The 25,836-nt window shown below is 42.0% G+C and carries 21 protein-coding genes; 18 read left to right on the forward strand and 3 right to left on the reverse strand.

Features of this window, described 5'->3' with window-relative positions:
* Positions 1-12 precede the first annotated feature (12 nt).
* Together NRE15_RS09895 and NRE15_RS09900 are read left to right on the forward strand one after the other, a co-directional pair.
* Positions 13-327 (forward strand): carboxymuconolactone decarboxylase family protein, encoded by a 315-nt coding sequence (locus tag NRE15_RS09895; protein ID WP_313792719.1) that lies wholly within the window; start codon positions 13-15, stop codon positions 325-327.
* Between the two features lie 243 nt (positions 328-570).
* Positions 571-1,215 (forward strand): GyrI-like domain-containing protein, encoded by a 645-nt coding sequence (locus NRE15_RS09900; protein WP_313792720.1) that lies wholly within the window; start codon positions 571-573, stop codon positions 1,213-1,215.
* A 1,480-nt stretch (positions 1,216-2,695) separates the two neighbouring features.
* On the opposite strand, the gene NRE15_RS09905 is transcribed toward NRE15_RS09900, so the two are convergent.
* Positions 2,696-3,424 (reverse strand): RibD family protein, encoded by a 729-nt coding sequence (locus tag NRE15_RS09905; protein ID WP_313792721.1) that lies wholly within the window; start codon positions 3,422-3,424, stop codon positions 2,696-2,698.
* A gap of 1,151 nt (positions 3,425-4,575) precedes the next feature.
* Positions 4,576-5,208 (reverse strand): NUDIX hydrolase, encoded by a 633-nt coding sequence (locus tag NRE15_RS09910; protein ID WP_313792722.1) that lies wholly within the window; start codon positions 5,206-5,208, stop codon positions 4,576-4,578.
* Between the two features lie 165 nt (positions 5,209-5,373).
* Here NRE15_RS09910 and efp point away from each other — a divergent pair, with 165 nt between their 5' ends.
* The 9 genes from efp to NRE15_RS09955 all read left to right on the forward strand — a co-directional run bounded on the left by efp (position 5,374) and on the right by NRE15_RS09955 (position 14,792).
* A complete protein-coding gene (gene efp / locus NRE15_RS09915; protein WP_313792723.1) occupies positions 5,374-5,937 on the forward strand; it encodes an elongation factor P in 564 nt (187 codons plus the stop codon).
* 133 nt (positions 5,938-6,070) lie between these two features.
* Positions 6,071-6,634: a LemA family protein gene (locus NRE15_RS09920; RefSeq protein WP_313792724.1), complete on the forward strand. Its 564-nt coding sequence runs from the start codon at positions 6,071-6,073 to the stop codon at positions 6,632-6,634.
* Positions 6,635-6,962: 328 nt separating this feature from the next.
* On the forward strand, positions 6,963-7,745 hold the full coding sequence (locus NRE15_RS09925) for a hypothetical protein (RefSeq protein WP_313792725.1): 783 nt from the start codon (positions 6,963-6,965) through the stop codon (positions 7,743-7,745).
* Positions 7,742-8,833 (forward strand): D-alanine--D-alanine ligase, encoded by a 1,092-nt coding sequence (locus NRE15_RS09930; RefSeq protein ID WP_313792726.1) that lies wholly within the window; start codon positions 7,742-7,744, stop codon positions 8,831-8,833. Before NRE15_RS09925 ends, NRE15_RS09930 begins: the two co-directional genes overlap by 4 nt.
* Before the next feature lie 13 nt (positions 8,834-8,846).
* A complete protein-coding gene (locus NRE15_RS09935; protein ID WP_313792727.1) occupies positions 8,847-10,250 on the forward strand; it encodes a UDP-N-acetylmuramoyl-tripeptide--D-alanyl-D-alanine ligase in 1,404 nt (467 codons plus the stop codon).
* 200 nt (positions 10,251-10,450) lie between these two features.
* On the forward strand, positions 10,451-11,992 hold the full coding sequence (locus tag NRE15_RS09940) for a DEAD/DEAH box helicase (protein ID WP_313792728.1): 1,542 nt from the start codon (positions 10,451-10,453) through the stop codon (positions 11,990-11,992).
* Positions 11,993-12,460: 468 nt separating this feature from the next.
* Positions 12,461-12,862, forward strand: a complete 402-nt coding sequence (acpS, locus tag NRE15_RS09945) for a holo-ACP synthase (protein WP_313792729.1) — start codon at positions 12,461-12,463, stop codon at positions 12,860-12,862.
* 71 nt (positions 12,863-12,933) lie between these two features.
* Positions 12,934-14,142 (forward strand): alanine racemase, encoded by a 1,209-nt coding sequence (gene alr, locus NRE15_RS09950; RefSeq protein ID WP_313792730.1) that lies wholly within the window; start codon positions 12,934-12,936, stop codon positions 14,140-14,142.
* A 26-nt stretch (positions 14,143-14,168) separates the two neighbouring features.
* Positions 14,169-14,792 carry an MBL fold metallo-hydrolase gene (locus NRE15_RS09955; protein WP_313792731.1) on the forward strand — a complete coding sequence of 208 codons (624 nt, stop codon included), beginning with the start codon at positions 14,169-14,171 and terminating at the stop codon, positions 14,790-14,792.
* A 108-nt stretch (positions 14,793-14,900) separates the two neighbouring features.
* Here NRE15_RS09955 and cbpA read toward each other — a convergent pair whose 3' ends face one another.
* On the reverse strand, positions 14,901-15,548 hold the full coding sequence (gene cbpA, locus NRE15_RS09960) for a cyclic di-AMP binding protein CbpA (RefSeq protein ID WP_313792732.1): 648 nt from the start codon (positions 15,546-15,548) through the stop codon (positions 14,901-14,903).
* A gap of 1,455 nt (positions 15,549-17,003) precedes the next feature.
* On the opposite strand from cbpA, the gene NRE15_RS09965 reads away from it, so the two are divergent.
* The 7 genes from NRE15_RS09965 to yycH all read left to right on the forward strand — a co-directional run bounded on the left by NRE15_RS09965 (position 17,004) and on the right by yycH (position 25,835).
* Positions 17,004-18,407 carry a hemolysin family protein gene (locus NRE15_RS09965; RefSeq protein ID WP_313792733.1) on the forward strand — a complete coding sequence of 468 codons (1,404 nt, stop codon included), beginning with the start codon at positions 17,004-17,006 and terminating at the stop codon, positions 18,405-18,407.
* Positions 18,408-18,560: 153 nt separating this feature from the next.
* Positions 18,561-19,229, forward strand: a complete 669-nt coding sequence (locus NRE15_RS09970) for an O-methyltransferase (protein WP_313792734.1) — start codon at positions 18,561-18,563, stop codon at positions 19,227-19,229.
* Between the two features lies 1 nt (position 19,230).
* Positions 19,231-20,082, forward strand: a complete 852-nt coding sequence (locus tag NRE15_RS09975; protein ID WP_313792735.1) for a Cof-type HAD-IIB family hydrolase — start codon at positions 19,231-19,233, stop codon at positions 20,080-20,082.
* An 88-nt stretch (positions 20,083-20,170) separates the two neighbouring features.
* Positions 20,171-21,562, forward strand: coding sequence for a L,D-transpeptidase family protein (locus NRE15_RS09980; protein WP_313792736.1), 1,392 nt, complete (start codon positions 20,171-20,173; stop codon positions 21,560-21,562).
* Positions 21,563-21,762: 200 nt separating this feature from the next.
* Entirely contained in the window at positions 21,763-22,470 is a 708-nt protein-coding gene (gene yycF, locus NRE15_RS09985) for a response regulator YycF (protein WP_313792737.1), read from the forward strand.
* 6 nt (positions 22,471-22,476) lie between these two features.
* Positions 22,477-24,327 carry a cell wall metabolism sensor histidine kinase WalK gene (walK, locus tag NRE15_RS09990; RefSeq protein WP_313792738.1) on the forward strand — a complete coding sequence of 617 codons (1,851 nt, stop codon included), beginning with the start codon at positions 22,477-22,479 and terminating at the stop codon, positions 24,325-24,327.
* Complete coding sequence (gene yycH, locus NRE15_RS09995; protein ID WP_313792739.1) at positions 24,327-25,835, forward strand: two-component system activity regulator YycH; 1,509 nt, start codon at positions 24,327-24,329, stop codon at positions 25,833-25,835. Before walK ends, yycH begins: the two co-directional genes overlap by 1 nt.
* Position 25,836: the final 1 nt, after the last annotated feature.

Here is a 25,836-nt window from a genome sequence, read left to right on the forward strand (position 1 = left end):
AGAGGGATTCACTTGAAAAAACAAACGGCTGGGCGTAACAATTTAGGCGAATTTGCTCCTCAATTTGCAGCTTTGAACGATGATACTTTGTTTGGCGAAGTTTGGTCGCGTGAAGATGCATTATCAGCCCATGACCGTAGCATGATTACGGTAGCAAGCTTGATGACACAAGGGGTACCTCAATTGGAAGATCATTTGAAAATGGCCAAGCAAAACGGCGTGACCAAAGACGAAATCGTTGAAATTATCACCCATCTTGCTTTCTATACAGGCTGGCCAAAAGCTTGGTCTGCTTTCAATATGGCCAAAGAAATTTTTAACGACTAAATATCTCTGCTGCTTAGTCGCTTCAAAAACCGAGAGGTTTTAAATAATAGTGGGACCGTCTTCCGCGCGGTTCCAGACTCGGCTGGTTAGTCTCTCCCTAAAGGAGAGATGTACACTAGTCCGTCCTTTACACTATTATTTAAACCCCCTCGGTTTTTTTCTGCTCTTAGAGGGTGGGTTTAAGTTTTAAGAGAGGGTTAATTTTTGCTAAAATATAAAGGGAATGGAAGGAGTGGTGATGAGATGAAGCATCAATGGCGTAAGGATGAGAAGGCATTGTATATTGGGGCGAAACAGCCGGTGTTGTTGGAGATTCCTGAGCAAAAGTTTATTTCAATTACGGGTCAAGGAAATCCGAATGGGGAAGATTATGCTGCGCGGATTGCAGCTTTGTATCCCATGGCTTATAACCTGCGATTTAAATTGAAGCGTGGCGAAATTGGTGATAAACCGTTTGAATATACGGTTTATCCCTTAGAAGGGGTGTGGACTTCCGTAGAATACACGCCAGGTCAGCCGATTAATAAGAATTTATTAGTTTATAAAATCATGATTCGTCAGCCTGATGTGATTTCGCAGATGGATTTTGAGGCCGCTTTGGCAGAATCGATGGCGAAGAAGCCCAATGATTTATATGCTGAAGTTCAATTTGAAACGTATACCGAAGGGCAAGTGGTGCAAATGTTGCATGTGGGTCCATTTGATACGGAAGCTGAGACGTTTGCGGTAATAGAGGCTTTTATGAGCGAACAAGGTCTAGAGCGCGATTGGATCATGCAGGATTATGTCCATCGCGAGATTTATTTGACGGATCCAAGGAAGATTGCGCCGGAAAAATACAAAACCACTTTGCGTGTGAAAGTTAAGGCGAAAAAATCCTTGACCTAAGCTAGCCTACCAAAAAGAGGGTAAGCAGGAAGTAACTAACCGGTGATTGGATAAGTCGTATCTTATATTTTGATTTGCCGGCTTTCGATTTCCACTGAAAACCGGCAAGTGGGTTGAGCCGTTGGAAGAGTGAAATGACGAGCCCCCAATCCCCCGCCAAACGGTGCCTCATTTGGCGTTCACCCGTGCTTCCCCCGCCAAACGGCGCCTCATTTGGCGTTCACCCGTGCCTCCCCCGCCAAACGGCGCCTCATTTGGCGTTCACTCGTGTCTCCCCCGCCAAACAGCGCCTCATTTGGCGTTCACTCGTGCCTCCCCCGCCAAACGACGCCTCATTTGGCGTTCACCCAGATGACGAGGAAGAACATAAGCTTCGCCACCGTAAACGGGAAGTGATAGCCGTCTTTCGATGCTCATTTAAGCTATTGTCACATGAAAATATCTGAGTGACAATAACGTCTTCTCATTTACCACTTACTTTTTTATCCAGATTTTGGACAGAAAAGACTATTCTTTCACGAAAATTAGTCATTTGATGACCGATTAGCTTTACTTAACGTTCGCACACTTCCCGCTCCCCATCACGCACACAACAACTTTCTGAATATGTGTGCGCCCAAGTAAGTGAGAGATGACGATTCTTTACTTCCCGCTTTCTTGAGAAAGATTAGCTCTTTGCTAGGGCTAACGTTGATAGGCGGCGATGAGTCCCATGAACTTCGCCACCAAATTGAATTGACGGCGATGAGTCCTATGAGCTTCGCCACCAAATTGAATTGATGGCGAAGGGGTACATAAGCTCCGCCACCAAATTGAATTGATGGCGAAGGGGTACATAAGCTCCGCCACCAAATTATGAACAGTTTATCGGTATCCGAATTCACCCACTTATAATAAGCCAATTAATTCCACTTAATGGAAGTGGAAACTGTGGTGTGGACGATAAATATAACTAATTGGTCATCAAATGACTGATTTCTAGACCGAATATAGCTAATCTGTCATCTGCTCGAGTAGCAAAAGACAGAATAGCCTTAATCTGTCATCTGCTCAGGTAGCAGAAGACAGAATAATTTGATTCTGTCCAAAACCCAAATAAAAAAGGACAGAATGACCTGATTCTGTCCAAAATCCGGGTAAAAAAGCAATTGGGAAATGGGAGGCAGTTATTGTTATTCAGAAATTTCCATGTGATGATAACGAAGATGAGCATTGAAAGAGGTCTATCACTTTCCGCTTCCATTTAATGCGTTATGTGGAATATCCAGGTCTCGTTCGTTCCACATACTCCATTAAGTGGAATATCCTAAGCAAGTTCGTTCCACTTAATCAGTTAAGTGGAATATCCTAAGCGAGTTCGTTCCACATACTTCGTTAAGTGGAATATCCTAAGCCAGTTAATTCCACTTTCACTCAGCGCACTAACCCCTTCAAAAAAACCCGCCGCCTCTCTCGAGAAGCAGCGGTATTTATTCAAAAATTAACGCGCGTTATTCACAGTATAGCGCATCCAAACGGCGTTGTCCTCACGGACTTCCACGGCTTTCACGGTAAAGGCAACCGGATCATCATTAGTCAACCCAGCCATCGCGTCAAACACGCTGGCGGTTTCGGTTGAACCGTCAGCCGTTGGCGACACAACAAAGCTAATTTCATCACATAAACCCGCTTGGATAAAGGACCAATTAATCACGCCCCCGCCACCGAGCATCACCAAGTCCATGTTGAAATCGCGGCTCAACTTTTCCAATACCATGTCCAAATCAATGGACTCATCCCCACAAATAATGTAAGGAATATTCAAATCACGTAAAAAGGCTTTATAAGAATTACTCACTTTTTCCGTTAACACCTCCAAAACCGTTGCCGTGGTTTTGCCATACGTAATCGTATTTTTCTCCCAGCCTAACTTACCCGACCGGTCGAAAGAAATATAGTATTTATCATGTTCGGACTCCACGAAGAAATCCCCCGCAGGCACTTCTGCCGCCAGCTCATCTAAAACGGGCACCTTATAATGCGTGAAATTATCATCGGTCGTTGTCCGCCCCGAAATCCAGCCCTGATGCTTGTAGTGCGCGTCTTCCCCAAAAGCTAAATCATAAAATAATTTTCCAGACCCCTTACTTTCAGGCAAATCCATAAATTTCCCCATAATTTTCCCATCGAGTGACACCTGCATATGACAAAAGATATAAGGACGCTCCATCATTTAACACTCCCTTTGTTATTCTACTAAAATTTTACTACATAGAGTCCACTCTATGTCAAACGCTACAGTTTCATCTATGTTGATCGTGACGACGAGGGCAACGGCACATTGAAACGAACCAAAAAGAAATCCTTCAACTGGTAAAAAAAAGTCATCGCCACTAACGGAGAAGACCTAGATAGTTAAGTAAAAGGTTAGAATCATTTCTTTGCTTTATAAAGTCCGGATTTCTTATGGTTACTTATTCAGTAAGCTTGATGTTGAGGTTTGTGTTGGGGCGCACACATATTGGAGCTGTTATTGTGAGCGTGATGGTGGGCGCACACATATTGGAGCCGTTGTTGTGAGCGTGAATCTAAGCGGTAAATGTGTGACCAAAATAAACTACAAATTAGGCTATTCGGTCATGAAATCAATCATTTGATGACCGAATAAAGCTATTCGGTCATCAAATGATTGATTTCGTGACTGAATAAAGCTAATCTGTCATCTGCTCAGATAGCAAAAGACAGAATAGCCTTAATCTGTCATCTGCTCGAGTAGCAAAAGACAGATTAATTTGATTCTGTCCAAAATCCTGGTAAAAAAGGACAGAATAACCTGATTCTGTCCAAAATCCAATAAAAAAAGTAAATGGCAAATGAGAAAACGTTATAGTCACTCAGATATTTCCATGTGACAATAACTTAGATGAGCATTGAAAGTCGACCTATCACTTCCAGCTTACACTTACATAGGCGCACACATATTGGAGCAGTTATTGTGAGCGTGAACCTAAGTGGGAAGTGAAAGACTGTCAAATTGACAAGTCACCTTTTTTTCTTCCAATCCGCCTCTCAGGATTCCCTCTGGCGGTTGGGGGTTCCAATCCGCCTCTCAGGATTCTCTCTGGCGGTTGGGGGTTCCAATCCGCCTCTCAGGATTCTCTCTGGCGGTTGGGGGTTCCAATCCGCCTCTCAGACTTCCGTCTGGCGGTTGGGAGTAAGTGGGAAGTGAAGAACCTAAGCGGAAATGTGCGGCCATTTAATACACTATAAATCAGGCTATTCGGTCATGAAATTTGGTATTTGGTGACCGATTAGCTTTATTTAACGTCCGCTCACTTCCCCGCTTACTAATCTGACGCGAAACCACCCTATTCCCCAACCTCACAATTGGTCTTTAAATTCCTCGCGCAAAATCTCGATAAAGCGATCGGTGATATTGGCGGTGAAGCCCCACAGGTATTGATCGTCTAGTTGGTAATAAGGGATTTTGGCTTTAAAGGTTCGCATGCGGATATCGCGGTCACTATTGATATAATCAAAAGGAAAGTCATCCGTGTAATCCGGCTCAGCGGTAATTTCGTAATAGGTGGGGCGGTTATCTACCAAGAAGCGCAATGGCAAGGTAAAGACCCGCGCAACTTCTTCGTTTGGCTGCAAGGCATCCAAATCAAAGTCATGCAACATCCCCACAAAACTATAAATCACGCGACTATCCTGCACGATATAATCCAAAGCCCCAAAAAGCTCGATCTTCTCCTCGTCATAATTCAATTCCTCAACCGTTTCACGCACGGCCGCCATCGCTGGGGTTTCGCCGTCTTCAATCCGTCCGCCGGGAAAAGACGTCTCATTGGGTTGTGAGATATGATTGCTGCGCACTTCGTATAAAATATGCAATTCATCGTCAATCATCACCAGCGGAATCAGCACCGCATAACGGCGGGTCGTACCTAGTGGCTTAGCTTGATAATTTTGAACCATCTTTTTTATCGCTTGCATCGAAATCTTTTTCATCCGACACCTCCATTGAACTCAGTCGTATGTAATTATACCATTTAACCCCTCGAATAAATACTTCTGCGCTTGGAAAAGCTGTTAGGAAAAACACGCAAATTGTGATATGATAGATAAGGAAATCCCATCTTTGAAGCAGAGATATTTATTTAAAGGAGAATTGACATGATTACAGCAACAGATTTGAGAGCGGGTATGACATTTGTTCAAGACGGAAAATTGATTCGCGTTTTGGAAGCGAGTCACCATAAACCGGGTAAAGGGAACACGGTTATGCGTATGAAGTTACGCGATGTGCGAACAGGTGCTACTTACGATACAACTTTCCGTCCCGATGAAAAATTTGAACGCGCCTATATTGAAACAAAAACGGTGCAATATTTATATAGTATGGATGGTACATCTTACTTTATGGATTTGGAAACGTATGAACAATATGAAATTCCAAATGAATTAATTGAGTATGAATTAAAATTCTTGCTTGAAAATATGCAAGTGAAAATTCAGTTCTTTGGTACCGAAGTGATTGGGGTTGAATTGCCAGGTTCGGTTGTGTTAACCGTAACCGAAACGCAACCGTCCATTAAAGGGGCGACTGTGACGGGTTCAGGTAAACCGGCTACGATGGAAACAGGTTTAGTGGTTAATGTGCCTGACTTTATTGAAGTCGGTGAAGCTTTAGAAATCAACACCAGTGAAGGCACATACCAACGTCGCGCTCAAAAATAATCTCAATAAATACCCCTGAAATAAAAGCCGCTGCAGAATGCTTCTGTGGCGGTTCGTCTTGTTTTTCGACAAATAGGGTTAAGTAGTTTATAATGGAAGCATCCTAAGCTTTACTTGAAAGGTGGAAATGACGATGCCATGGTTAATAGGTATTCTTGTTATTGTTGCAATACTCGGCGTAGCTTGGATTTCGATTTATAATCGCTTGATTAAACAACGAAATTGGGCTGATGAAAGTTTTAGTCAAATAGATGTACAATTGAAACGACGCAACGATCTTATTCCGAATTTAGTGGAAACGGTGAAAGGTTATGCCAGCCATGAACGTGAAACGCTTGACCAAGTAACTAATGCAAGACAGCAAATGATTGCTTTACCCAAAGATGCTTCACCTGAACAAATAAATGCCATGTCAAACCAATTATCAAGTGCCTTATCACGCTTGTTAGCCGTCGCTGAATCTTACCCAGACCTCAAGGCAAATTCAAACTTTAATCAACTGCAACAATCCTTAACCGACACGGAAGACAAAATTGCTAAAGCTAGAATGTTGTATAATTCAAGCATTCAACAATATAACACTACCGTTGAGTCGGTACCGAATAATATTGTAGCGGGCGCACATGGTTTTACAACACGTGCCTACTTAGAAACACCTGAAGAGGATCGCAAGGTGCCAGAAGTTAGTTTTTCTTAAGGTGAATGACTTAGTCAATTCAGAGAAGTAGCATGGGCTTTCGATAGTCCATGCAGGCTTACTTTCTGGGTTGACTTTTTAAGTTTTTCTTAAGCAAAGATTAGGTTGAAGCGGTGTCAAGAGCTAAAGGACAAGGGGATAAAGCAGTGGTATTTATTTAATGGGTGGGGTTGACCGTTGCTATTATGACGGAAAAAGAGTACAATTTTTTAGTTAAGTGTAATAATTGATAAAGAAGTAGTAAAATCTCTTTAAATATAAAAAAATACTATCATTTGACGGTTCAAGTATAGTAAAATGTTGACTAATTAGGTAAAGGAGGGAAAAGATGAGTCGCGTCAACTTGTATGTGCATTACGATCCGGTAATGAACTATATCAAGACACGTGGAATTGATTTAAAAATTGAAGATTTCAATAACCAGTATGTTCCTCACAATATGATTCTTTCAGAAGCACACTTACAATTTGGCCGATTTGATGCCCCGACTAACTTCAAGATTCTTCGTGGTCAACCAGAAGTGTTGCAATACCTTAAAACAGTAACGAACCAACATATTCATTTGTCCAATTGGATTGATTTTGAAACGATTGAGTTGATGCATCAATTGACTCCGAATGAAATTGCTGAAATTTTATATCTTTTTCATTCGGCCAATCCTTTACGGTCTGCATTTTTTTACAAATTACAAAACAACTATGTCTTTTTGACATTACCCAATGGCTTAAATAAAACATATTATCGTCACATTAGACATTTTCATCCTAGACTACAGCGTGTGTTAAATACGAAAATGGGTCAAATTGTGAATGAAGGTCGTAGTTTTATTTTTCCGCGGAAAATGAGTGTTGCGCCTGTACCTCAGGCGATTATTGATAAGTTAGAGTATCATTTTATATACGGATTGAAATTTGATTTTGCTCGTGCAGAATTAATCAATAAAGATTGGCAAATTCCGCTGTTTATTATTGAAGATGAATTAACTTTATTAACACTTGCGCAAAAAAACGATGAGTCTATCGGCAGGTTAAGTTATAATATAGAAGTGCATGAATGGCATTTAGAGATTTATGCAGAAAACGACGAAGAGAAGCTGGAGGAAACTCAATGAAAATAATCCTTTTATACGGAGGACAAAGTGCAGAACATGAGGTATCAATTATTTCTGCGCATACAATTTGTCAGTTAATTATGTATGGTTATTATCAAGTGCAACCTATCTATTTAACAAAAGACGGACGTTGGTTAAAAGGGCCATTATTAGAGCAACCTCCGACAAGTGTTAAGCAGTTGACTTTGGAAGAAGGTCAAGAAGCCAGTTGGGCAAATTCAGATGATGAAGTGTCTTATGGTGTTGCTATTAATCCAGGTGAAATCCAAGAACCAGACGTGATTGTCTTTCCAGTGTTACACGGGCCGAATGGTGAAGATGGGACCATCCAAGGTTTCCTTGAAGTTTTAAACTTACCTTACGTGGGTGCGGGCGTAACCGCTAGTGCCAATGGGATGGATAAAATTATTTCTAAGAGTCTTTTTGACCAAATCGGTTTACCGCAAGTGCCCTATGTGGCCTTTAATGCGCTTGACTGGCGGACCAATGAAGATGAAATTGTGCAACGCTGCGAAGGGAGTTTAATTTATCCCTTATTTGTTAAACCGGCTAATATGGGTTCGAGTGTTGGTATTTCCCGCGTTGAAAATGCGGATGAATTAAAAGCCGCTGTTAATCTAGCCTTTAAATATGACCGCCGTATTGTAGTTGAACAAGGTATTATCGCCCAAGAATGTGAAGTAGCCGTCTTAGGTAATGATGATGCGCATGTGAGTGTTGTCGGTCGCTTAGTGAAGCAACAAGATTTCTATGATTATAATGAAAAATATATTAACAATACGGTCACCATGGAAATTCCGGCGGATTTACCTGAATCGGTGACGGCCCGCATTCAAGAATATGCTTTGAAAGCTTACCGTGTCATTGATGGTCGTGGTCTTAGCCGCGTGGATTTTTTTGTCACTAGCAATAACGATGTTTATATTAATGAAATAAATACCTTGCCAGGCTTTACGCCCTTTTCGATGTATCCATTACTTTGGCAAGAAACCGGCTTGAGTCAACGTGATCTGATTGAAGAACTTTTGCAGTTAGCTTTACGTTCACATGAAACCAAGCAAATGTTAAAACAACCACTAAACCACTAAAAGGGGACACAGAATGAAAGCTCTCAATTTAATGGAAATTGTTAAAGCCGTCCATGCGATTGACTATACGACCTCCGATCGTCAAATGATGATTGAGCAGGTTGAATTTGATTCACGTAAAGTCAGCCCTAACACGCTGTTTGTCCCCCTAACAGGTGGAACCACAGATGGGCATGACTATATTGACATGGCGATTGAACAAGGGGCAACGGCCACCTTATGGTCACGTCCAGAAAGCGAAGCACCTTCGGACAAGTTAGCCATTATTTTAGTGGATGATACCTTGCAAGCCATGCAAGACTTAGCCCATTATTACCGCCAACTGGTCAATCCGATTGTCGTCGGCATTACCGGCAGCAATGGCAAAACTACCGCCAAAGATATGACTGCGATGGCTTTATCCGCCAAGTTTAAAGTGCATAAAACCCAAGGTAACTACAATAATGAAATTGGCTTACCTTATACCTTATTGGCTATGCCGGAAGACACCGACGTTTGTGTCTTAGAAATGGGTATGAGTAATTTTGGTGAAATTGAAAAATTAAGCCTGATGGCTGAACCGAATATTACCGCCATTACTTTAATTGGCGAAAGCCACTTAGAATTTTTAGGTAGTCGTCGCGGTATCGCGCAAGCTAAATTAGAAATTCTAAAAGGCATGAAGGAATATGGGGTATTTATTTTTCCGGCCAATGAACCGTTGATTAGCGATGAAATGCCTGAAATTAATTTCCCGATTTACATGCGTTCCTTTGGGTTTGACAAGGACGACGATGTGTACGCCTACGATATTGTGGAAGAACACGACAAGACCTTTTTTAGAACCAATGTGGATCCCAATGTCATTTGTATGATTCCAGTTATCGGTGCTTACAATGTGTCGAATGCCTTGGTGGCCTTAAGTATCGCCGAAGTGTTGGACGTGCCAATCGAACAGGCTATTTTCCAACTAGCTCAATTTAAGTTGACGGCCAACCGCTTGGAATGGTTAGAAACACATCAAGGGGCTAAGTTACTCAATGATGCTTATAACGCCAGCCCAACCTCCATGCGCGCCATTTTACAAACGTTATCCACGGTCGATACAGGCAATACCGGTCGTAAAATCGCGGTGCTAGGGGATATTCGTGAGCTTGGTGAAAAGAGTGAAGGATTCCACCGTCAATTGGAATCCGCGATTTCACCCGACGCCATTGACCAAGTCTTCCTCTTTGGGCCCAATATGCGGTATTTATACGAGGAATTGCAAAAAGATTACAGTGACGACCGCTTGTTCTATGAACCCGAAAGCCACGAGGCCTTAATTGAAGCCCTTAATCAAACCATCCAAGCCGACGATGTCGTCTTGGTAAAATCGAGTTTTGGGGTCGACTTACTACAAGTCGTAACCGCCCTAACCGGACACTCCACCAAATAAATATCTCTGCTCTTTGCAGTAGGAGATCCATAATTGTATGATAAAGATAGCTACTCGACTTCGTAATTCGTAGGATAAGCGCCTTTGACCAGCCACCTTTTGTGATGCCACGCTCATTCAACATCTTATTAAGTTCAGTAGCTGTCTTTATCCTGATGTAAAATAATGAAAATAGAAGAAAACAGAAAAGGAAGAAACGATTGAAATTTAATGAATTAAAAATAAATAATAAACTACTTGCCTCTCTTAGCGAAATGGGCTTTGAGGAACCTACACCAATTCAACAACAAGCTATCCCTTTGGCCTTGGAAGGCAATGACCTAATTGGTCAAGCCCAAACAGGAACAGGTAAAACCGCCGCTTTTGGGATTCCTATGTTAAACAAATTAGACAATAATCTTGATGGGATTCAAGGTTTAGTTGTTGCACCTACACGTGAATTAGCCATTCAAGTACAAGATGAACTATTTCGTTTAGGTAAAGGCCAACGTGCACGTGTCTATGTTGTTTACGGAGGTGCACCAATTGGTCAACAAATTGAACGAATTAAGCGCAATAAGCCACAAATTATTGTGGGAACACCTGGACGTATTTTAGATTTGATTCGCCGGGGCGTTTTACGTTTAAGCGAATTACAAACCTTAGTCTTGGATGAAGCGGATGAAATGTTAAACATGGGCTTTTATGAAGATGTATTTGAAATTATTGAAAATACACCGTCAACACGCCAAACCATGTTATTTTCAGCCACCATGCCACCAGCGATTCGTCAACTAAGCAACAAGATTTTGAAAGATCCAAAACATGTTAAAATTGAAGCCAAAGAAATGACGGCAGACTTAATCGATCAATATTTTGTTAAATGTCGTGATGATGAAAAATTTGATATCTTAACACGTTTAATCGATGTTCAAGCTCCGACCCAAGCCATTATTTTCTGCCGCACGAAAAAACGGGTAGATGAAGTTGGCCGTGGTTTAAACTTACGTGGCTATAACACCGAATTAATCCATGGTGATATTACGCAACAAAAACGGACCAGTGTGATTAATCAATTCCGACAAAACCAAATTGAAATTTTAGTAGCTACAGACGTGGCGGCCCGTGGCTTGGACATTTCAGGGGTAACACACGTTTATAACTATGATATCCCTCAAGACCCTGAAAGCTATGTTCACCGTATCGGTCGGACAGGTCGTGCCGGGAATGAAGGTATGTCAACGACTTTTGTAACCAATAATGAAATGCCATACTTGCGTACGATTGAAACACTCATTCGTAAACAAATGACACCATTACGTCCACCTACCGATCAAGAAGCTAAACAAGGTCAAGTGCAACAAATTGTGGATCAATTGAATGAAAAAATTGATAATCATCAAGCCGACGATTTAATGAACGTGGCGAAACAAATGTTAGAACATTATGACGCCACTGAATTAGTCGCTGCTTTACTAAGTGAAGTGATTGTAACCAATAACGACGTTGCCGTTACCATCTCACCACAAAAACCATTGCCTAATGCAGACCGCAAAGAAAACAAACGCCGATCAGCTTCAAACTCAAGCTCACAACGTTCACGCAACAACCGCAGTGGCGATGGCGGCGGGGGCAACCGTAATTACAACTCACGGAGCAAAAACCAAAGTAACAAATCAGCTAAAGCTGGCAAAGGTAGCAACCCACGCCAAAGCAACACGAAAACCAAAAACTTTAAAGTACGCCAAAAAGGCAGAGGCTAATATAGGATTAGGTTAGGGATGGAAGAGAAAGTGGGACTGGTGAGGCCTGGTGAGGCTTAGCTTAGGGCTTGGGATGGAGCTTTCAAGCTACGAAAGCCAAACGCGTATAGGGAAACCGCAAAAGGGTATATGCGTTTACCGAACGCGTATATGGAAACCGCAAAAGGGTATATGCGTTTGCTAAACGCGTATATGGAAACCGCAAAAGGGTATATGCGTTTACCGAACGCGTATAGGGGAACCACAAAAGGGTATATGCGTTTGCTAAACGCGTATAGGGAAATAGCAAAAGGGTATATGCGTTTGCCAAACGCGTATAGGGGAACCACAAAAGGGTATATGCGTTTACCAAACGCGTATAGGGGAACCACAAAAGGCTATACGCGTTTGTGTAAACCGCGTTTCCCCGCCCCCCAAAACCCTAAACCCCCATCACCAGAGATATTTAGTTAAAGGAGAATTGACCAGATGCGTATTGGGACGGATATTATTGAGATTGAACGGATAAAGACGGCTTATGAGCGGCAGGAACGCTTTGCGCAGAAGATTTTGACGCCGGCGGAGCTGGCGATTTTCCACGGGTTGACGGGCAAGCGGCAGATGAATTTTCTGGCGGGGCGTTTTAGTGCCAAAGAAGCTTACAGCAAAGCCTTGCGAACCGGCATCGGCAAGCTGAAGTTTACCGATATTTCAATTCTTGCCAGTGACCAAGGAGTGCCGTATCTAGCCGAGGCGCCGCTAATTGAAGGTGTCGATTTATCCATCAGTCATAGTCGTGATAATGCGATTGCGACGGTGATTATTAATCTCGGCGATAATCAAATTGACCAAATACTCGAGTTATTTTTCCAACAGAAAGCCGATCGTTAACCCAACCAAACTAACCCAACCAAACTAACCCCACCCATATCATTCATTGAAGACTTTAGGAGGAACCCGCAGTGATAGAACCTAGTGAACATCGACCTACCCAAGTGATTATCGACTTGGAGGCCATCAGACATAATCTTAAAACCGTTCTTGCCATGAAATCGCCGAGCCAACGCTTGTATGCAACGGTCAAGGCCAACGCCTATGGCCATGGCGATATAGCAATTGCTCAAATAGCCCTAGAAACAGGGGTGGATGGCTTGATGGTTGCAACGGTTGACGAAGGCATAAGTTTGCGCAAACAAGGTCTTGTCGATATGCCGATTCTGGTCCTTGGTTTAACCGACCCACGTGGAATTGCGGAAATTCTGTTGTATCAACTGACCATTACAGTGAGTAGCGCTGACTTTTTTGAACAGGCTTATCAACAACTTGAAAAGCATCAGCTTTTGCATTTGCTGAAACAATACCCCTTAAATTTTCATTTAGCCATTGATACAGGTATGGGACGTATCGGTTTGCGGACGCAAGCTGAAATCGAAGCATTCGTTGAAGCCATGGATAACTACACATGGGCACATTGGGAAGGCGTCTTTACGCATTTTTCAACCGCCGGTGGTGGACCTGAAGACTATGTGGATTTTCAATGGCAGCAATGGTTGCATTTATTGGAAGTTGTTCCCGAAGACATTGAATTCAAGCACTATGCCAACTCAGCCATGGGGATTTGGTACCCCAACCAACCAGAGTCAGACATCATACGTTTGGGCATTGCCATGTACGGGATGGATCCTAAAGACCAAATCCCGTTGGACCAAGTTGACCCTAGTCAATTACAAGACGCCAATCTGCTTACCATCGCAGACAGTCCTTTTAAACCTGCTCTACAACTCGTTTCGGAACTTGTCTATGTCAAACAAGTACCCGCTAATAGCAAAATTAGTTATGGAGCGAAATATACAACCACCCAAGATGAGTGGATTGGGACAGTGCCAATTGGATACGCAGATGGCTGGTTGCGTCATTACCAAGTCATCGACGTTCTTGTGCAAAGCCAAGCCTGCCCGGTTGCCGGTGTTATCAACATGGATCAAATGATGATTCGCTTGCCGCAACAATTTCCCGTTGGAACCACCGTTACCTTGATTGGCCGCGATGGCCATTTGAACAACCACCCGTCCCTTTTAGCCCAAAAACTCAACACCATCAGTTACGAAATCTTTTGTAGTCTTGGTCAACGCCTACCCCGCGTTTACCTCAATGAAACCCCAAATAAATAACCCTGCAACAAAGGAGGCAGCATCGGATGCTTAAAATAGAAAAAATGGTCGTCGGTATCGCTCAAGAAAACACCTATGCCATCATCAACGAAGCCAACAAAGCCTTAATTATTGATCCAGGTGCCAATCCTGAAGGCTTAATCAGCTGGATTCGGTCCAACCAATGGGAACCGCAAGCCGTCTTGCTCACCCATTGTCACTATGATCACATCGGCGCCTTGGATGCTATTCGCGATGCTTTTGGGATAGACGCCTACGTTCATCCCATCGAAGCCGATTTTATCACCGATGCCCGCCAAAATTTATCCTATTACGGTGGCTCTCCTTTTGTGCAACGCCCGGCCGAACATGAATGGCATGCCATGGAAACCAAAGTCGTTGGCGATTTCACCTTTGACGTCGCTTTTGTGCCCGGTCACAGCCCTGGCCACGTCGTTTACCTTTTTAAGGAGCACGGCTTTGTTATTTGCGGCGACACCGTTTTTGCCAACTCCATCGGCCGCACCGACTTGCCTGGCGGGAATCACCCCCTGTTGATCACGGGCATTCAAAACCACATCCTGCCCCTGCCCGGCGACACCCTTTTATACCCCGGCCACGGCCCAGCGACAACCGTCGCCCAAGAACTTAAAACCAACCCCTACCTCTAAAATAAATACCTCTCTCCTCCTCAAGCCCTCTTGAGGAGCTTTTTTTTTCAAAAAAAAAAGACATAAGCAGTCACTTATGTCTTTAAGGAGATATTTATTTAAAAGGGTTTAAATTTTGTTTGACTGTAGGTCATACAGTTGATGTTCGATGTCTTTGCGTGAAAGGTACTTAACGAGCTGATTAATTTGGATTTTATCGACATCTTCCGGAAGGACAAAAATCGACATGGCGTGGGTGCGATAATCGGTGCGGTCGAGAAACATGGAGGAAGAAATATCGCTGTAACGATTGATAATCCGCGCGAGCCGATTCAAATCACCCCGTTTGCCCATCGATTTAACGAACAGGATATACCCCGCACGATTAATGGCCCAAGCTTGAGCGAGAAAATCGATTAAATTATCATGAGGAATCACCCCGACAAAAGCATTGTTTTCATCAATCACCGCTAAATAAGGTAAATCTTTCATCGCAAAAAAAAGACGATAAAAATGATCGTTTTGGCGAAACACACGGGTACTATTTTTTAAAAAACGCGTGACAGGAATTTTACTTAAGTCGCTGTCAGGATGATGGTATTTATATTGGTAAATGTGATAACGGTAAATATTACCGCGATACATAGTGTTTGTTTGGTCGAGGATCGGTGTGCATCGCAAATGATTATCTTCTAAAATCTCAATGGCTTCATCACACATAGCTGACTCCGACAAACACTGGAGTTTATCTTTGTAAACAACTAAGTCATCAAACATTCTGTCAAAACCTTTCGTGAATTCTCTTGCCTAATTATATTAGCAAACTTTGTTATTTTAAGCAATCATTTTCTAATGATATTTTAATCTTTCTTTTAATAAATATCACTGCTAAAGTGGGACGGCGGTGTTGTGGGGCGGCCGCCAAACCGCGCTTCATTTGGCGGTGGAGTATGTGGTGCCCGCCAAACCGTGCTTCAATTGGCGTTGGAGAATGGGTTGCCCGCCAAACCGCGCTTCATTTGGCGTTGGCAAGTGGGAAGTGTAGAAACGTGGTGGTGACGGATATAGCATCGTGTTAGACAAGATATTCTAAATTAGGTGGCGAAGTCCATATACCTCCTCGCCACCAATCAAATTAGATGGCGAAGCCTATATACCTCTTTGCCACCAATCAAAATTGGACCAATCTAGGTAGGGGATCAATCACTTATTTCCTAATTACGATTACCTTTATTCCACGTCCATTCATTACTCACTTACAGCGGTGGAGAATGGATCGCCCGCCAAACCACGCTTCAATTGGCGTTGGAGAATAGGTTGCCCGCCAAACCATGCCTCATTTGGCGGTGGAGAATGGGTTGCCCGCCAAACCGTGCCTCATTTGGCGATGGAGTTTGTGGTGCCCGCCAAACCACGCTTCATTTGGCGTTGGAGAAAGGATTGCCCGCCAAACCATGTTTCATTTGGCGGGCATGTATGGCAAGCCCTCCAAATGAAGATTGTATTGGTGTGTTTCATCATCACTTTAACTTCTAGGTGCTCAGAAGTACAAGCGAATCACCAACACTTTAACTTCTGAGTGCTCAGAAGTACAAGTGTTTCACCAACACTTTAACTTCTAGCTGCTCAGAAGTACAAGCGATTGACCAACACTTTAACTTCTGGGTGCTTAGAAGTACAAGCGAATCACTAACGCTTTAACTTCTGAGTACTCAGAAGTACAAGCGATTAACCATCACTTTAACTTCTAGCTGCTCAGAAGTTAAAGTGCTTCCTCATCACATAACTCGGACTAATAGGTATCGCTAATCCTTCGCTGTCCGAAAATGCAGCGCCTATCAGTAAAACGCTAGGATTTGTCACCAAATCAAGTAATAAATCATCTCAATGGTACAGGGACTAAATCCGTATAGCATTAAGGTAGCTAACGCGTGTTAAAACGTGTGCTTCTATTAGCCGTGCTATTTAATCAATGCTTTTCGCTAACACACCCAGACAGCTAGTTGTCCTCCCACCCGCAATTTGCTGACCCACCTACAAACCTAGCGGTCTCCCCCAACCTCAATTTATTACTCCCCCCAACCTCACCCCCAGCAGAGATATTTATTAAAATAGAATTATAAAAAGCGGTTAAGATAGGGGGTTGATATTGCTTTTTGGTTGTGAATTAATTATAGTATTGGTATACGTATTATTTTATATTTTGTATACGAAGAAGGAGAGAAAAAATTTATGGACCCCTCGGGGAATTCATTGTTTAGTCAAATATTAGTGATATTGGTTTTAACGCTGGTGAATGCTTTTTTTGCCGCATCGGAAATGGCCTTTGTGTCGGTCAATCAACAAAAGGTGCAACGATTAGCGGATGAAGGTGACAAAAAGGCCAAGCGTGTGATGAAATTATTAAATGATTCGGATGACTTTTTAGCTACCATTCAAGTCGCCATTACGTTAGCAGGATTCTTATCTTCTGCGTCGGCGGCCACAAGCTTTTCTTCCCGCTTGGCTGAATGGTTTCCAAACTTTCCAGGTGTCGAAACGGTCGCTTTAGTTGTTGTCACTTTAATACTTTCATATATTACACTTGTTTTTGGGGAGCTCTTTCCAAAACAAATAGCGATGCAGATGCCAGAAACCATTGCTATGCAAACCGCTGGTGTTGTTGGGGTGGTACAAACCATCTTTAAACCATTTGTTAAATTACTTTCTGCATCAACTGGCTTTTTACAACGAATTACGCCGATTGATTTTTCTAAACAAGAAGAGAAATATACTCGTGACGAGATGAAAGCTATTTTAAATGCGAGTCGTCAAGAGGGTTCAATCGACTTAACCGAGTTTTCTATGTTACAAGGGGTGCTGTCCTTAGATAGTAAGGTAGCCCGCGAAGTCATGGTGCCTCGGACAGATACGCAAATGGTCGATATCGAAGATGATTATGATGAAATTTTAGATACCATTTTAAATAGTCCCTACTCACGGATTCCCTTATATGAAAATGATAAAGATAACGTCATTGGCGTTATCCATATGAAAAACGTCCTAAAGGCTTCTCGCGAAAATGGGTTTGGACAAATAAATTTCCGTGATTTAGCCAGTGATCCACTCTTTGTTCCATCAACGATATTTATTGATGATTTATTATTGGAATTTAAACGTGAACAAACGCACATGGCGATTTTACGCGATGAGTATGGTGGGGTTGAAGGGATTGTGACTTTAGAGGATTTACTGGAGGAAATTGTTGGGGATATTGAAGACGAGTCAGACGTTAATACGTCCAGCGATGTCCGTAAAATCGATGACCACAACTATTACTTAAACGGTGGACTTCCCATTGATAAGTTTAATAACTATTTTGAAGAAACCTTACATTCCGAAGAAGTGGATACGATAGCCGGTTTAATTATTTATGAAATAGGTTATGTCCCCGATGATGATGAAGTGGTTGTTTGCCGTGCTAACAATTGGGTTTTAAAAACAACGGAGGTTGAAAACGGTCGGATTCGTGGCATCCATATGATGTTAGATGAAGATTATACCGTTGAAACGGAATATAACTTGTATGATGAAGAAGCTGCCGGCTATCATCCAGACAATAATCGGGACCACGATGACGACGATGATGATGATTAGACCCGCTTAGTCTGAATCAAACAAGCAGATATTTATTTGTGTAAAGCACTGAGTTGCATGAAAAGAGTCGAAGTAGGAGTAGGCAACCGCCCCTAAATCGCACACTCCGACAATGCGGCTCAGTTTTTTGTTAATACGATTGAAGGAGTCAATATGTTAAATGAAATGATGCATCGCCCCGTGGTTATGCCGGAGTTAGTCAATTATATGCGGACCGCCCAACAAGGCTTTCCCGGAGGACTCGGTGAGATTGAGCAGTTTGCGAATGAAAATGGGATCCCGGTGATTCCGCATGAAACGGCCAAGTTTTTAGACCTGTTTTGTGCCAGTATCGAGCCACGCTATATTTTAGAAATCGGGACAGCTATTGGTTTTTCAGCGAGTTTGATGGCGCAACACCTTCAAACTGACGGTCACTTAACAACCATCGACCGTTATCCCCAAATGGTTGAACGTGCTCAAGAAAATTTCAAAAAGCTGGGGTTGCAAGACCGGATTACCTTGCTTGAAGGGGATGCCGCCGATATTTTACCGACCCTTAGCGGGTCTTACGATTTGATTTTTATGGATAGTGCCAAAGCTAAATACATTGATTTCTATCCGGAATGTATGCGATTATTGCGCTTGGGTGGCATTCTAATCATTGATGACGTCTTCCAAGGAGGTACCATCCTGGAGGAGGAGAGCGCGCGGCCTAAACGGGTCCGCAAAATTCACCGACAATTGAATTTGTTGCTTGACACGGTTTTACAAGACCCGCAGCAACGCTCTTGCTTGGTACCCCTCGGCGACGGACTCTTAATGGTCAGAAAGGAAAATTAACATGCAAACCCCCATCGAATTAATCGCCATCGATTTAGATGGCACACTACTCACCGATGCTAAAACCCTCTCACAAGAAAATATCGCTGCGATTGAAGCGGCGGTTGCCTTGGATAAAAAAGTCGTTATTTGCACCGGGCGTACCTTGCCGGGCGTTCGACGCTTCATCCAACAATTGCCCATGCATCAATCGGAACAGGATGAATATTTAATTTTAAATAACGGGGCTGTAACGCACCGTTTACCGAATTTAGAAATAATTCATGAAGCCACCCTGGACCACGAGGCGCTCCGTCAATTAATGGCTATTATCCCTCAATCTGAGGCGCAAGGCGCGCGTCTCGTTGCCTTTGATCAAGAGCATTTTTTCATGGTCAGTCAAGCCGCACCGACGGAATTAGTGATAGCCGATGCTAAAACTCTAGCTTCAGAAATTACCGCTATTTCTTTTGAAGAAATTATGAAGATTCCAAGAATATACAAAGCTATGATTATCGCCCCGAGCGACGTCTTAGATAAAATACAGTCCGAACTGCCGGAAACCCTAGCGGATGTCACTTCAGTGGTGCGCAGTCAACCGATTATTATCGAATTTTTACCTAAAGATATTAACAAAGGGGTCGCCCTAAAAGCCTTAGCCCAACAACTAAATATCCCTAGGCAAGCCATTATGGCACTAGGTGACCAACTGAATGACTATGAAATGTTAGACTATGCCGGACTTGGGGTGAAAATGGCCAACGGGGTTGACGGCATCGATGCTGTAACCCAAGCGACAACCGCGTCTAACAACGATCATGGTGTAGCCAAAGCCATTAAAAAATATGTTTTAGAGCCTGAAAACAAGATTTAACAATTTATTTATACTTTCTTCACATTTATATGCTAAAATATGTACTTGAATGAACGAATAATAATAAAGCATTAGGCGGTGGAGTAAAATGAAGAAAACGTTCATAATCAGTTTGGTAACGCTGGTTATCCTTGGTGTGGCTTATAGTGCTGGAATTGGCTTTTATGCAGAAAAATTCCAAGCAAATACAACGTTTGGTACAGTAGATATAAGTAACTTATCTTTACCTGAAGCGCAAGCAAAGATTGAAGATGAATTAAACGCTGAATCGATTACAGTTAAAGAAAATGGTCAAGTACTAGGTACCTTTACCGTGGGTGATTTAAATGGTCAAATCAACACTGAAGATGTATTAACAAGCACTTATAATTCTCAAAATCCAACAGAATGGTTGGGTGGCTATTTTTCAAGTGTTGAATACGATAATGTGTTAATGAATAGCTTACAAATCGACGACGCTGATTTGTCCGCTGTCTTATCTGAAGTTGGCTTAAATAATACCGATCGTGAAGCGGCAACCGATGCATACATTGACTATCAAGATGGTCGCGGCTATTTTGTCCAAGATGCGACGAATGGCAATCAATTAGATTTAGAAGAAGTGAAAGACCTCATTGTCACGGGTCTACAAGATGGCGTGGGCGAGATTGAAATTAACCAAGCCTATCTTGAGCCTGAAGTAACGGCTGATAGTGAAGACATTCAATCATTAATGAATCGGATTGATGAATTGACCAGTACTAAATTAACCTTAAATATTGCAGGGAATGAAGTCACTATTCCACAAGAAAAAATTGAGGAATGGTTGTACTTTGATGGCAACAATAATCCTGTTTTTGACCAAAACTTAATTTATGAATACTTAGGGACATTGAACGAACAATATGCGACTTATATGTCATATCGGACCTTTAATAGTACCCTACAAGGTCAAGTTACTGTTGACCCCGGAACATTAGGTTGGTCCATTAGCCGTGATGAAGAGTCCGCTCAAATTGCTGCTGATTTATTAGCCGGTGAAGATATTACACGTGATCCAATTATTGCAGGTACAGGTTATAATTCTTCCGGTGATGACATTGGCTCGACGTATGTTGAAGTTGATTTAACGAACCAAATGATGTATTACTACCGTGATGGTGCCTTAATGTTAGAAACACCTATTGTAAGTGGTATGGGTAATAACCATGCGGTTCCAACGCCAACGATTGCTGGAGCTTACTCCATTTGGAATAAAGAAAGAGATGCCACTTTAGTTGGGGTTAACCAACAAAGAGGCAATGACTACGAACAACCGGTAAGTTACTGGTTACCATTTGATGATACCGGCCAAGGGATTCATGATGCGAACTGGCAATCAAGCTTTGGTGGCGATATTTATCAATATGCCGGCTCACAAGGATGTATTAATACGCCTCCAGGTGTAATGGCACAATTGTTCGAAATGGTAGAAGTAGGGACACCTGTCATTGTGTTCTAATGCATTGAAATAAGTTATAATAGACAGAGGTTAGGGATGCATGTATAATGGCAACCTACCTCTGTTTTTATCTTAATAAAGCTGTAAGATATACTAAAAAAAGAGAAAGCATTTTGACTAATCCTATGTAATCGCTATAATATAGAGTGACTTAATAATTTCAAAATTATACATTTACATAAATAGCAAGGAGTGAAAAGATGAAAAAGATTTTAGTTGTTGATGATGAAAAACCAATCTCAGACATCATCGAGTTCAATTTAAAAAATGAAGGCTATAACGTTGTTAAAGCTTATGACGGAAATGAAGCAGTCGAAATATTCAAAAAAGAAGACCCCGATTTAGTCATCTTAGATTTGATGCTACCAGGCATGGACGGACTCGAAGTTTGTCGTGAAATTCGGAAAGACAGTGCGGTACCGATTATTATGCTGACAGCTAAAGATTCAGAAATCGATAAAGTATTAGGCTTAGAACTCGGTGCGGATGATTATGTAACCAAACCCTTTTCAAATCGTGAATTAATTGCGCGCGTGAAGGCTAACTTACGTCGCAATGCGTTTAGAGATTATGAGCAAGATAATGCTGAAAAAAGTAATGACATTACCGTAGGTGAATTAACTGTCCACCAAGATGCTTACATTATCTCAAAACGTGGCCAAGAGATTGAATTAACCCATCGTGAATTTGAATTACTTCATTATTTAGCTAAACATATTGGCCAAGTGATGACTCGGGAACATTTACTTGAAACGGTTTGGGGTTATGATTATTTCGGCGATGTCCGTACGGTTGATGTAACCATTCGCCGTTTACGCGAGAAAATTGAAGATTCACCTAGCCATCCGACCTATATTGTGACGCGTCGCGGCGTAGGTTATTTTCTAAAAAACCCAGAACAGGAATAATTTATTATGAAACGGCCCTTTTCAATATTTCAATCGATCTATATCAAGATCCCCTTGTTATTTATATTTATTTTGTTAATTGCCTTCCAATTTATTGCGGTTTTCTTTGTGGACCAATTAGAGACGCAAACGGCAAATAACTATAAAGAAAATATGAATACACAAGTGGATTTATTGGTAAATAATATGCGTCCGATTTTGAGCGAGGCTGATTTGTCCAATGACGAACGTTATTCACGGATGAATCAGGTGTTAGATTCTTTTCAACAATCTAATGCGGTCTATCAGGTTATTAATCCACAAAGTTATGTGATTGCAACCAATGAGACCAACGTCGCCAATGCTATCGGACGTCGTGTTAATAATAATGAGATTAATCAAGTGTTTTTAAATCAACGGTCCTATGTGGCTGAAGTGTATAACCCCATCTCTGGGATTCAGCAATATACCGTGATTCAACCGATTATTTCGCAAGAAAGCAATCAGCTACTGGGGGTCATTCATGCTGTAGCTGACATGACACAAATTTATGAACAGACAGGTGATGTTATGGGGGTTTTCATCCAATCAGCTGTCTTTTCTATCTTACTGACCTTTATTGTTTCCATTGTTCTTTCGCAAGGTTTAACCCGGCCGATTGAAAATATCAGGCAACAGGCGATTCGAATTTCGGAAGGGAATTATGATTACCCCGCCACCGTTTATGGTCAAGATGAACTCGGCGAATTAGCGATGACTATTAATGACGTGGCGATTAAAGTTAAGGAAGCCCAGGAATTAACCGAGTCTGAACGTCAACGGTTAGATGGGGTTTTACGGCATATGACGGATGGGGTATTAGCGACTGACCGTCGTGGGAATATTATTCTTGTTAATAACCGAGCGCTATCATTACTCAATGTGTCGCATCAAAAGGCCATAGGTATGTCTATTCTTAGTCTGTTAGATATTACCGATCAGGTCAGTTTGGAAACCTTGTTAAGTAATGATCAAGAAGTGTTAATGAACCGTCATGATGGGAAAATCCAAACCATTTTAAAAGCTGAATTTTCGTTAATTCGTCGGGATACCGGCTTTGTGACCGGCTTGGTGTGTGTGTTAACTGACGTTACCGAACAAGAAAAGACGGAACAAGAACGCCGTGATTTCGTGTCAAATGTTTCACACGAACTTAGAACGCCCTTAACGAGTATTAAAAGTTACTCCGAAGCCCTTTCTGACGGCGCTTGGGAAGATCCTGATATCGCACCGCAATTTATTGATGTGATCCAATCCGAAACGAATCGGATGATTCGGATGATTGGGAATTTACTGGACTTATCCAAATTAGACGGTGGACAAATTAAACCTGAAATGGAACTTTTAGATTATAAGCGCGTGATGACGCATATTTTGGATCGCTTTGAGTTTATGTTGAAGTCAGGCAAATCGACCAAAGGCTTCGTGATTAAACGTGAATTCACGACCTCAGATATATATATCGAGATGGATCAAGACCGGATGACCCAAGTGATTGATAATATTATTAATAACGCCATTAAATATTCCCCTGACGGGGGTGAGATTTTTGTGAGTATTCAAGAATCACATGACAAAGTAACCACGATTGTGCGTGACCAAGGCTTAGGTATTCCCCAAAAGGATTTGCCCCATTTATTTGAACGGTTTTATCGTGTTGATAAAGCACGGTCACGCGATCAAGGTGGGACGGGGCTTGGACTGGCGATTAGTAAGGAAGTTATCGAATTGCATGGTGGAAAAATTTGGGCTGAAAGCCGTGAAAATAGCGGTTCTTCCTTTATTTTTGAACTACCTTACGAAAACTTCGAAATCATTGATGAAGGGTGGGATGATTAATGAAAAAAATCCCATGGATGACGATTATCTTAGCCATCGCTATTATTGCGAGTTTATTGCTGAGCTACTTCCTCATTTTTGATGCGATACCCTTTTATCAACTATTCATGGATACCGAAGTGGAAGAGACAACACAAGTAGTCGGTGAAGATAATTATACGAGTGATTTTTATGATAATAAAACCCGAACGAACCTGGCAACAACCTTATACCCTACACAAGTGATAATCAATGAAACGGAAAATGTGTATCTTATTCATGATCCCGACCTCATTGCGAGTTTAATTTCCCAACTGCGAGCCAACCAATTAATCGTGACGCAAAATACGGTTATTGAAGATGTTGATGCGTATTACCAAGTGATTAATGAAAATCATATGCAGTTTGTCTTTGCTAATGATTTTCCAGTCGTCACGATGGATCATTATTTGGATATTCAAGAAAACCAGCAACCTGCCTATACTTTTAACCGTATCATTTTACCATTAGGTGATAGTGGGAAGGCTTATTTGGTTAATAGTTACGATCAGTCATACTTAGAAGTGGAGACACCGGAAAGTTTAGCCAACAATATGCATGGCAATGCCCAGAACAGTCGTGATGCTTGGTTACAAGCTGACCGTTTCCCAATAGCGGACGAGGATTTTGTGTATTTACCATTGAATACGGTCACTTTGGATGCTGAAGAGTACCTCTTACAATTGATTCCAGAAACCATTTATACCGATTTAGTTTTTAGAAATCACAACACGCGGTTTATCCGCTTATCGCCATCTAGTTCGCAAACCGTGAGCACCTATCAAAGCCTTGACACGATTTTAAGTTTCGATACGGTAACCCAAACAATAAATATCGAATATACAACCCCCGAAGCTGAAGCCCGCTTGAATTTTGACCAACGGATTCGCCTAAGTCTCGATTTAGTTTCCGATTATGATTTTTGGGAGGAAGGCATTCGCTATGCTTCACAACAAGGGAATATGATTGTTTTTAGACGATATTTAAACGGTCTACCTGTCTATTATCAAAATCGCACCACACCGTATGGTAGCACACGTATTTATTTAGAAAATGGCAGTAATGATTTAAGTACGAGCAGTGTTGTCGCGCGTTTAGAAACATCGGCGGTGCGTCTATTAGCTAAAATCGACGATCAATCGGAAGCCGTCGAACTTGAAACGGCTAACGAAATTTATGATATGCTGACCGAGCAAGGCTTGAGTTTTCTTAACTTTAGCAATGTCACCCTGGGTTACCAATGGATGCCAGAAATGGAAAATATGACAAAAGTCAATTTTACGCCAACCTGGTTCTTTAACTATGAAGGTACCTATTATTCGTTTAACCAAATTAGTAACGGCATCATCAATCAACTGTTGGAGGATGAAGCCAACCAAGAGTCTGAGGAAACGGATACGACTGGGCTAGATGCGCAAGATCCTGTTGCCATGTTCGGCGCCGACAATTCGACAGTTACAGCACACGCCCGACGACAAGGAGGACAATAAG

This window comes from Fundicoccus culcitae (assembly GCF_024661895.1).
Taxonomy (GTDB): domain Bacteria; phylum Bacillota; class Bacilli; order Lactobacillales; family Aerococcaceae; genus Fundicoccus_A; species Fundicoccus_A culcitae.

Excerpts from the sequence above, each read along its gene's own strand:
- NRE15_RS09900 (WP_313792720.1), top strand. The coding sequence starts at position 571 with ATGAAGCATCAATGGCGTAAGGATGAGAAGGCATTGTATATTGGGGCG.
- NRE15_RS09905 (WP_313792721.1), bottom strand. The coding sequence starts at position 3,424 with ATGGAGCGTCCTTATATCTTTTGTCATATGCAGGTGTCACTCGATGGG.
- NRE15_RS09910 (WP_313792722.1), bottom strand. The coding sequence starts at position 5,208 with ATGAAAAAGATTTCGATGCAAGCGATAAAAAAGATGGTTCAAAATTAT.
- efp (WP_313792723.1), top strand. The coding sequence starts at position 5,374 with ATGATTACAGCAACAGATTTGAGAGCGGGTATGACATTTGTTCAAGAC.
- NRE15_RS09920 (WP_313792724.1), top strand. The coding sequence starts at position 6,071 with ATGCCATGGTTAATAGGTATTCTTGTTATTGTTGCAATACTCGGCGTA.
- NRE15_RS09925 (WP_313792725.1), top strand. The coding sequence starts at position 6,963 with ATGAGTCGCGTCAACTTGTATGTGCATTACGATCCGGTAATGAACTAT.
- NRE15_RS09930 (WP_313792726.1), top strand. The coding sequence starts at position 7,742 with ATGAAAATAATCCTTTTATACGGAGGACAAAGTGCAGAACATGAGGTA.
- NRE15_RS09935 (WP_313792727.1), top strand. The coding sequence starts at position 8,847 with ATGAAAGCTCTCAATTTAATGGAAATTGTTAAAGCCGTCCATGCGATT.
- acpS (WP_313792729.1), top strand. The coding sequence starts at position 12,461 with ATGCGTATTGGGACGGATATTATTGAGATTGAACGGATAAAGACGGCT.
- NRE15_RS09955 (WP_313792731.1), top strand. The coding sequence starts at position 14,169 with ATGCTTAAAATAGAAAAAATGGTCGTCGGTATCGCTCAAGAAAACACC.
- cbpA (WP_313792732.1), bottom strand. The coding sequence starts at position 15,548 with ATGTTTGATGACTTAGTTGTTTACAAAGATAAACTCCAGTGTTTGTCG.
- NRE15_RS09965 (WP_313792733.1), top strand. The coding sequence starts at position 17,004 with ATGGACCCCTCGGGGAATTCATTGTTTAGTCAAATATTAGTGATATTG.
- NRE15_RS09970 (WP_313792734.1), top strand. The coding sequence starts at position 18,561 with ATGTTAAATGAAATGATGCATCGCCCCGTGGTTATGCCGGAGTTAGTC.
- NRE15_RS09975 (WP_313792735.1), top strand. The coding sequence starts at position 19,231 with ATGCAAACCCCCATCGAATTAATCGCCATCGATTTAGATGGCACACTA.
- NRE15_RS09980 (WP_313792736.1), top strand. The coding sequence starts at position 20,171 with ATGAAGAAAACGTTCATAATCAGTTTGGTAACGCTGGTTATCCTTGGT.
- yycF (WP_313792737.1), top strand. The coding sequence starts at position 21,763 with ATGAAAAAGATTTTAGTTGTTGATGATGAAAAACCAATCTCAGACATC.
- walK (WP_313792738.1), top strand. The coding sequence starts at position 22,477 with ATGAAACGGCCCTTTTCAATATTTCAATCGATCTATATCAAGATCCCC.
- yycH (WP_313792739.1), top strand. The coding sequence starts at position 24,327 with ATGAAAAAAATCCCATGGATGACGATTATCTTAGCCATCGCTATTATT.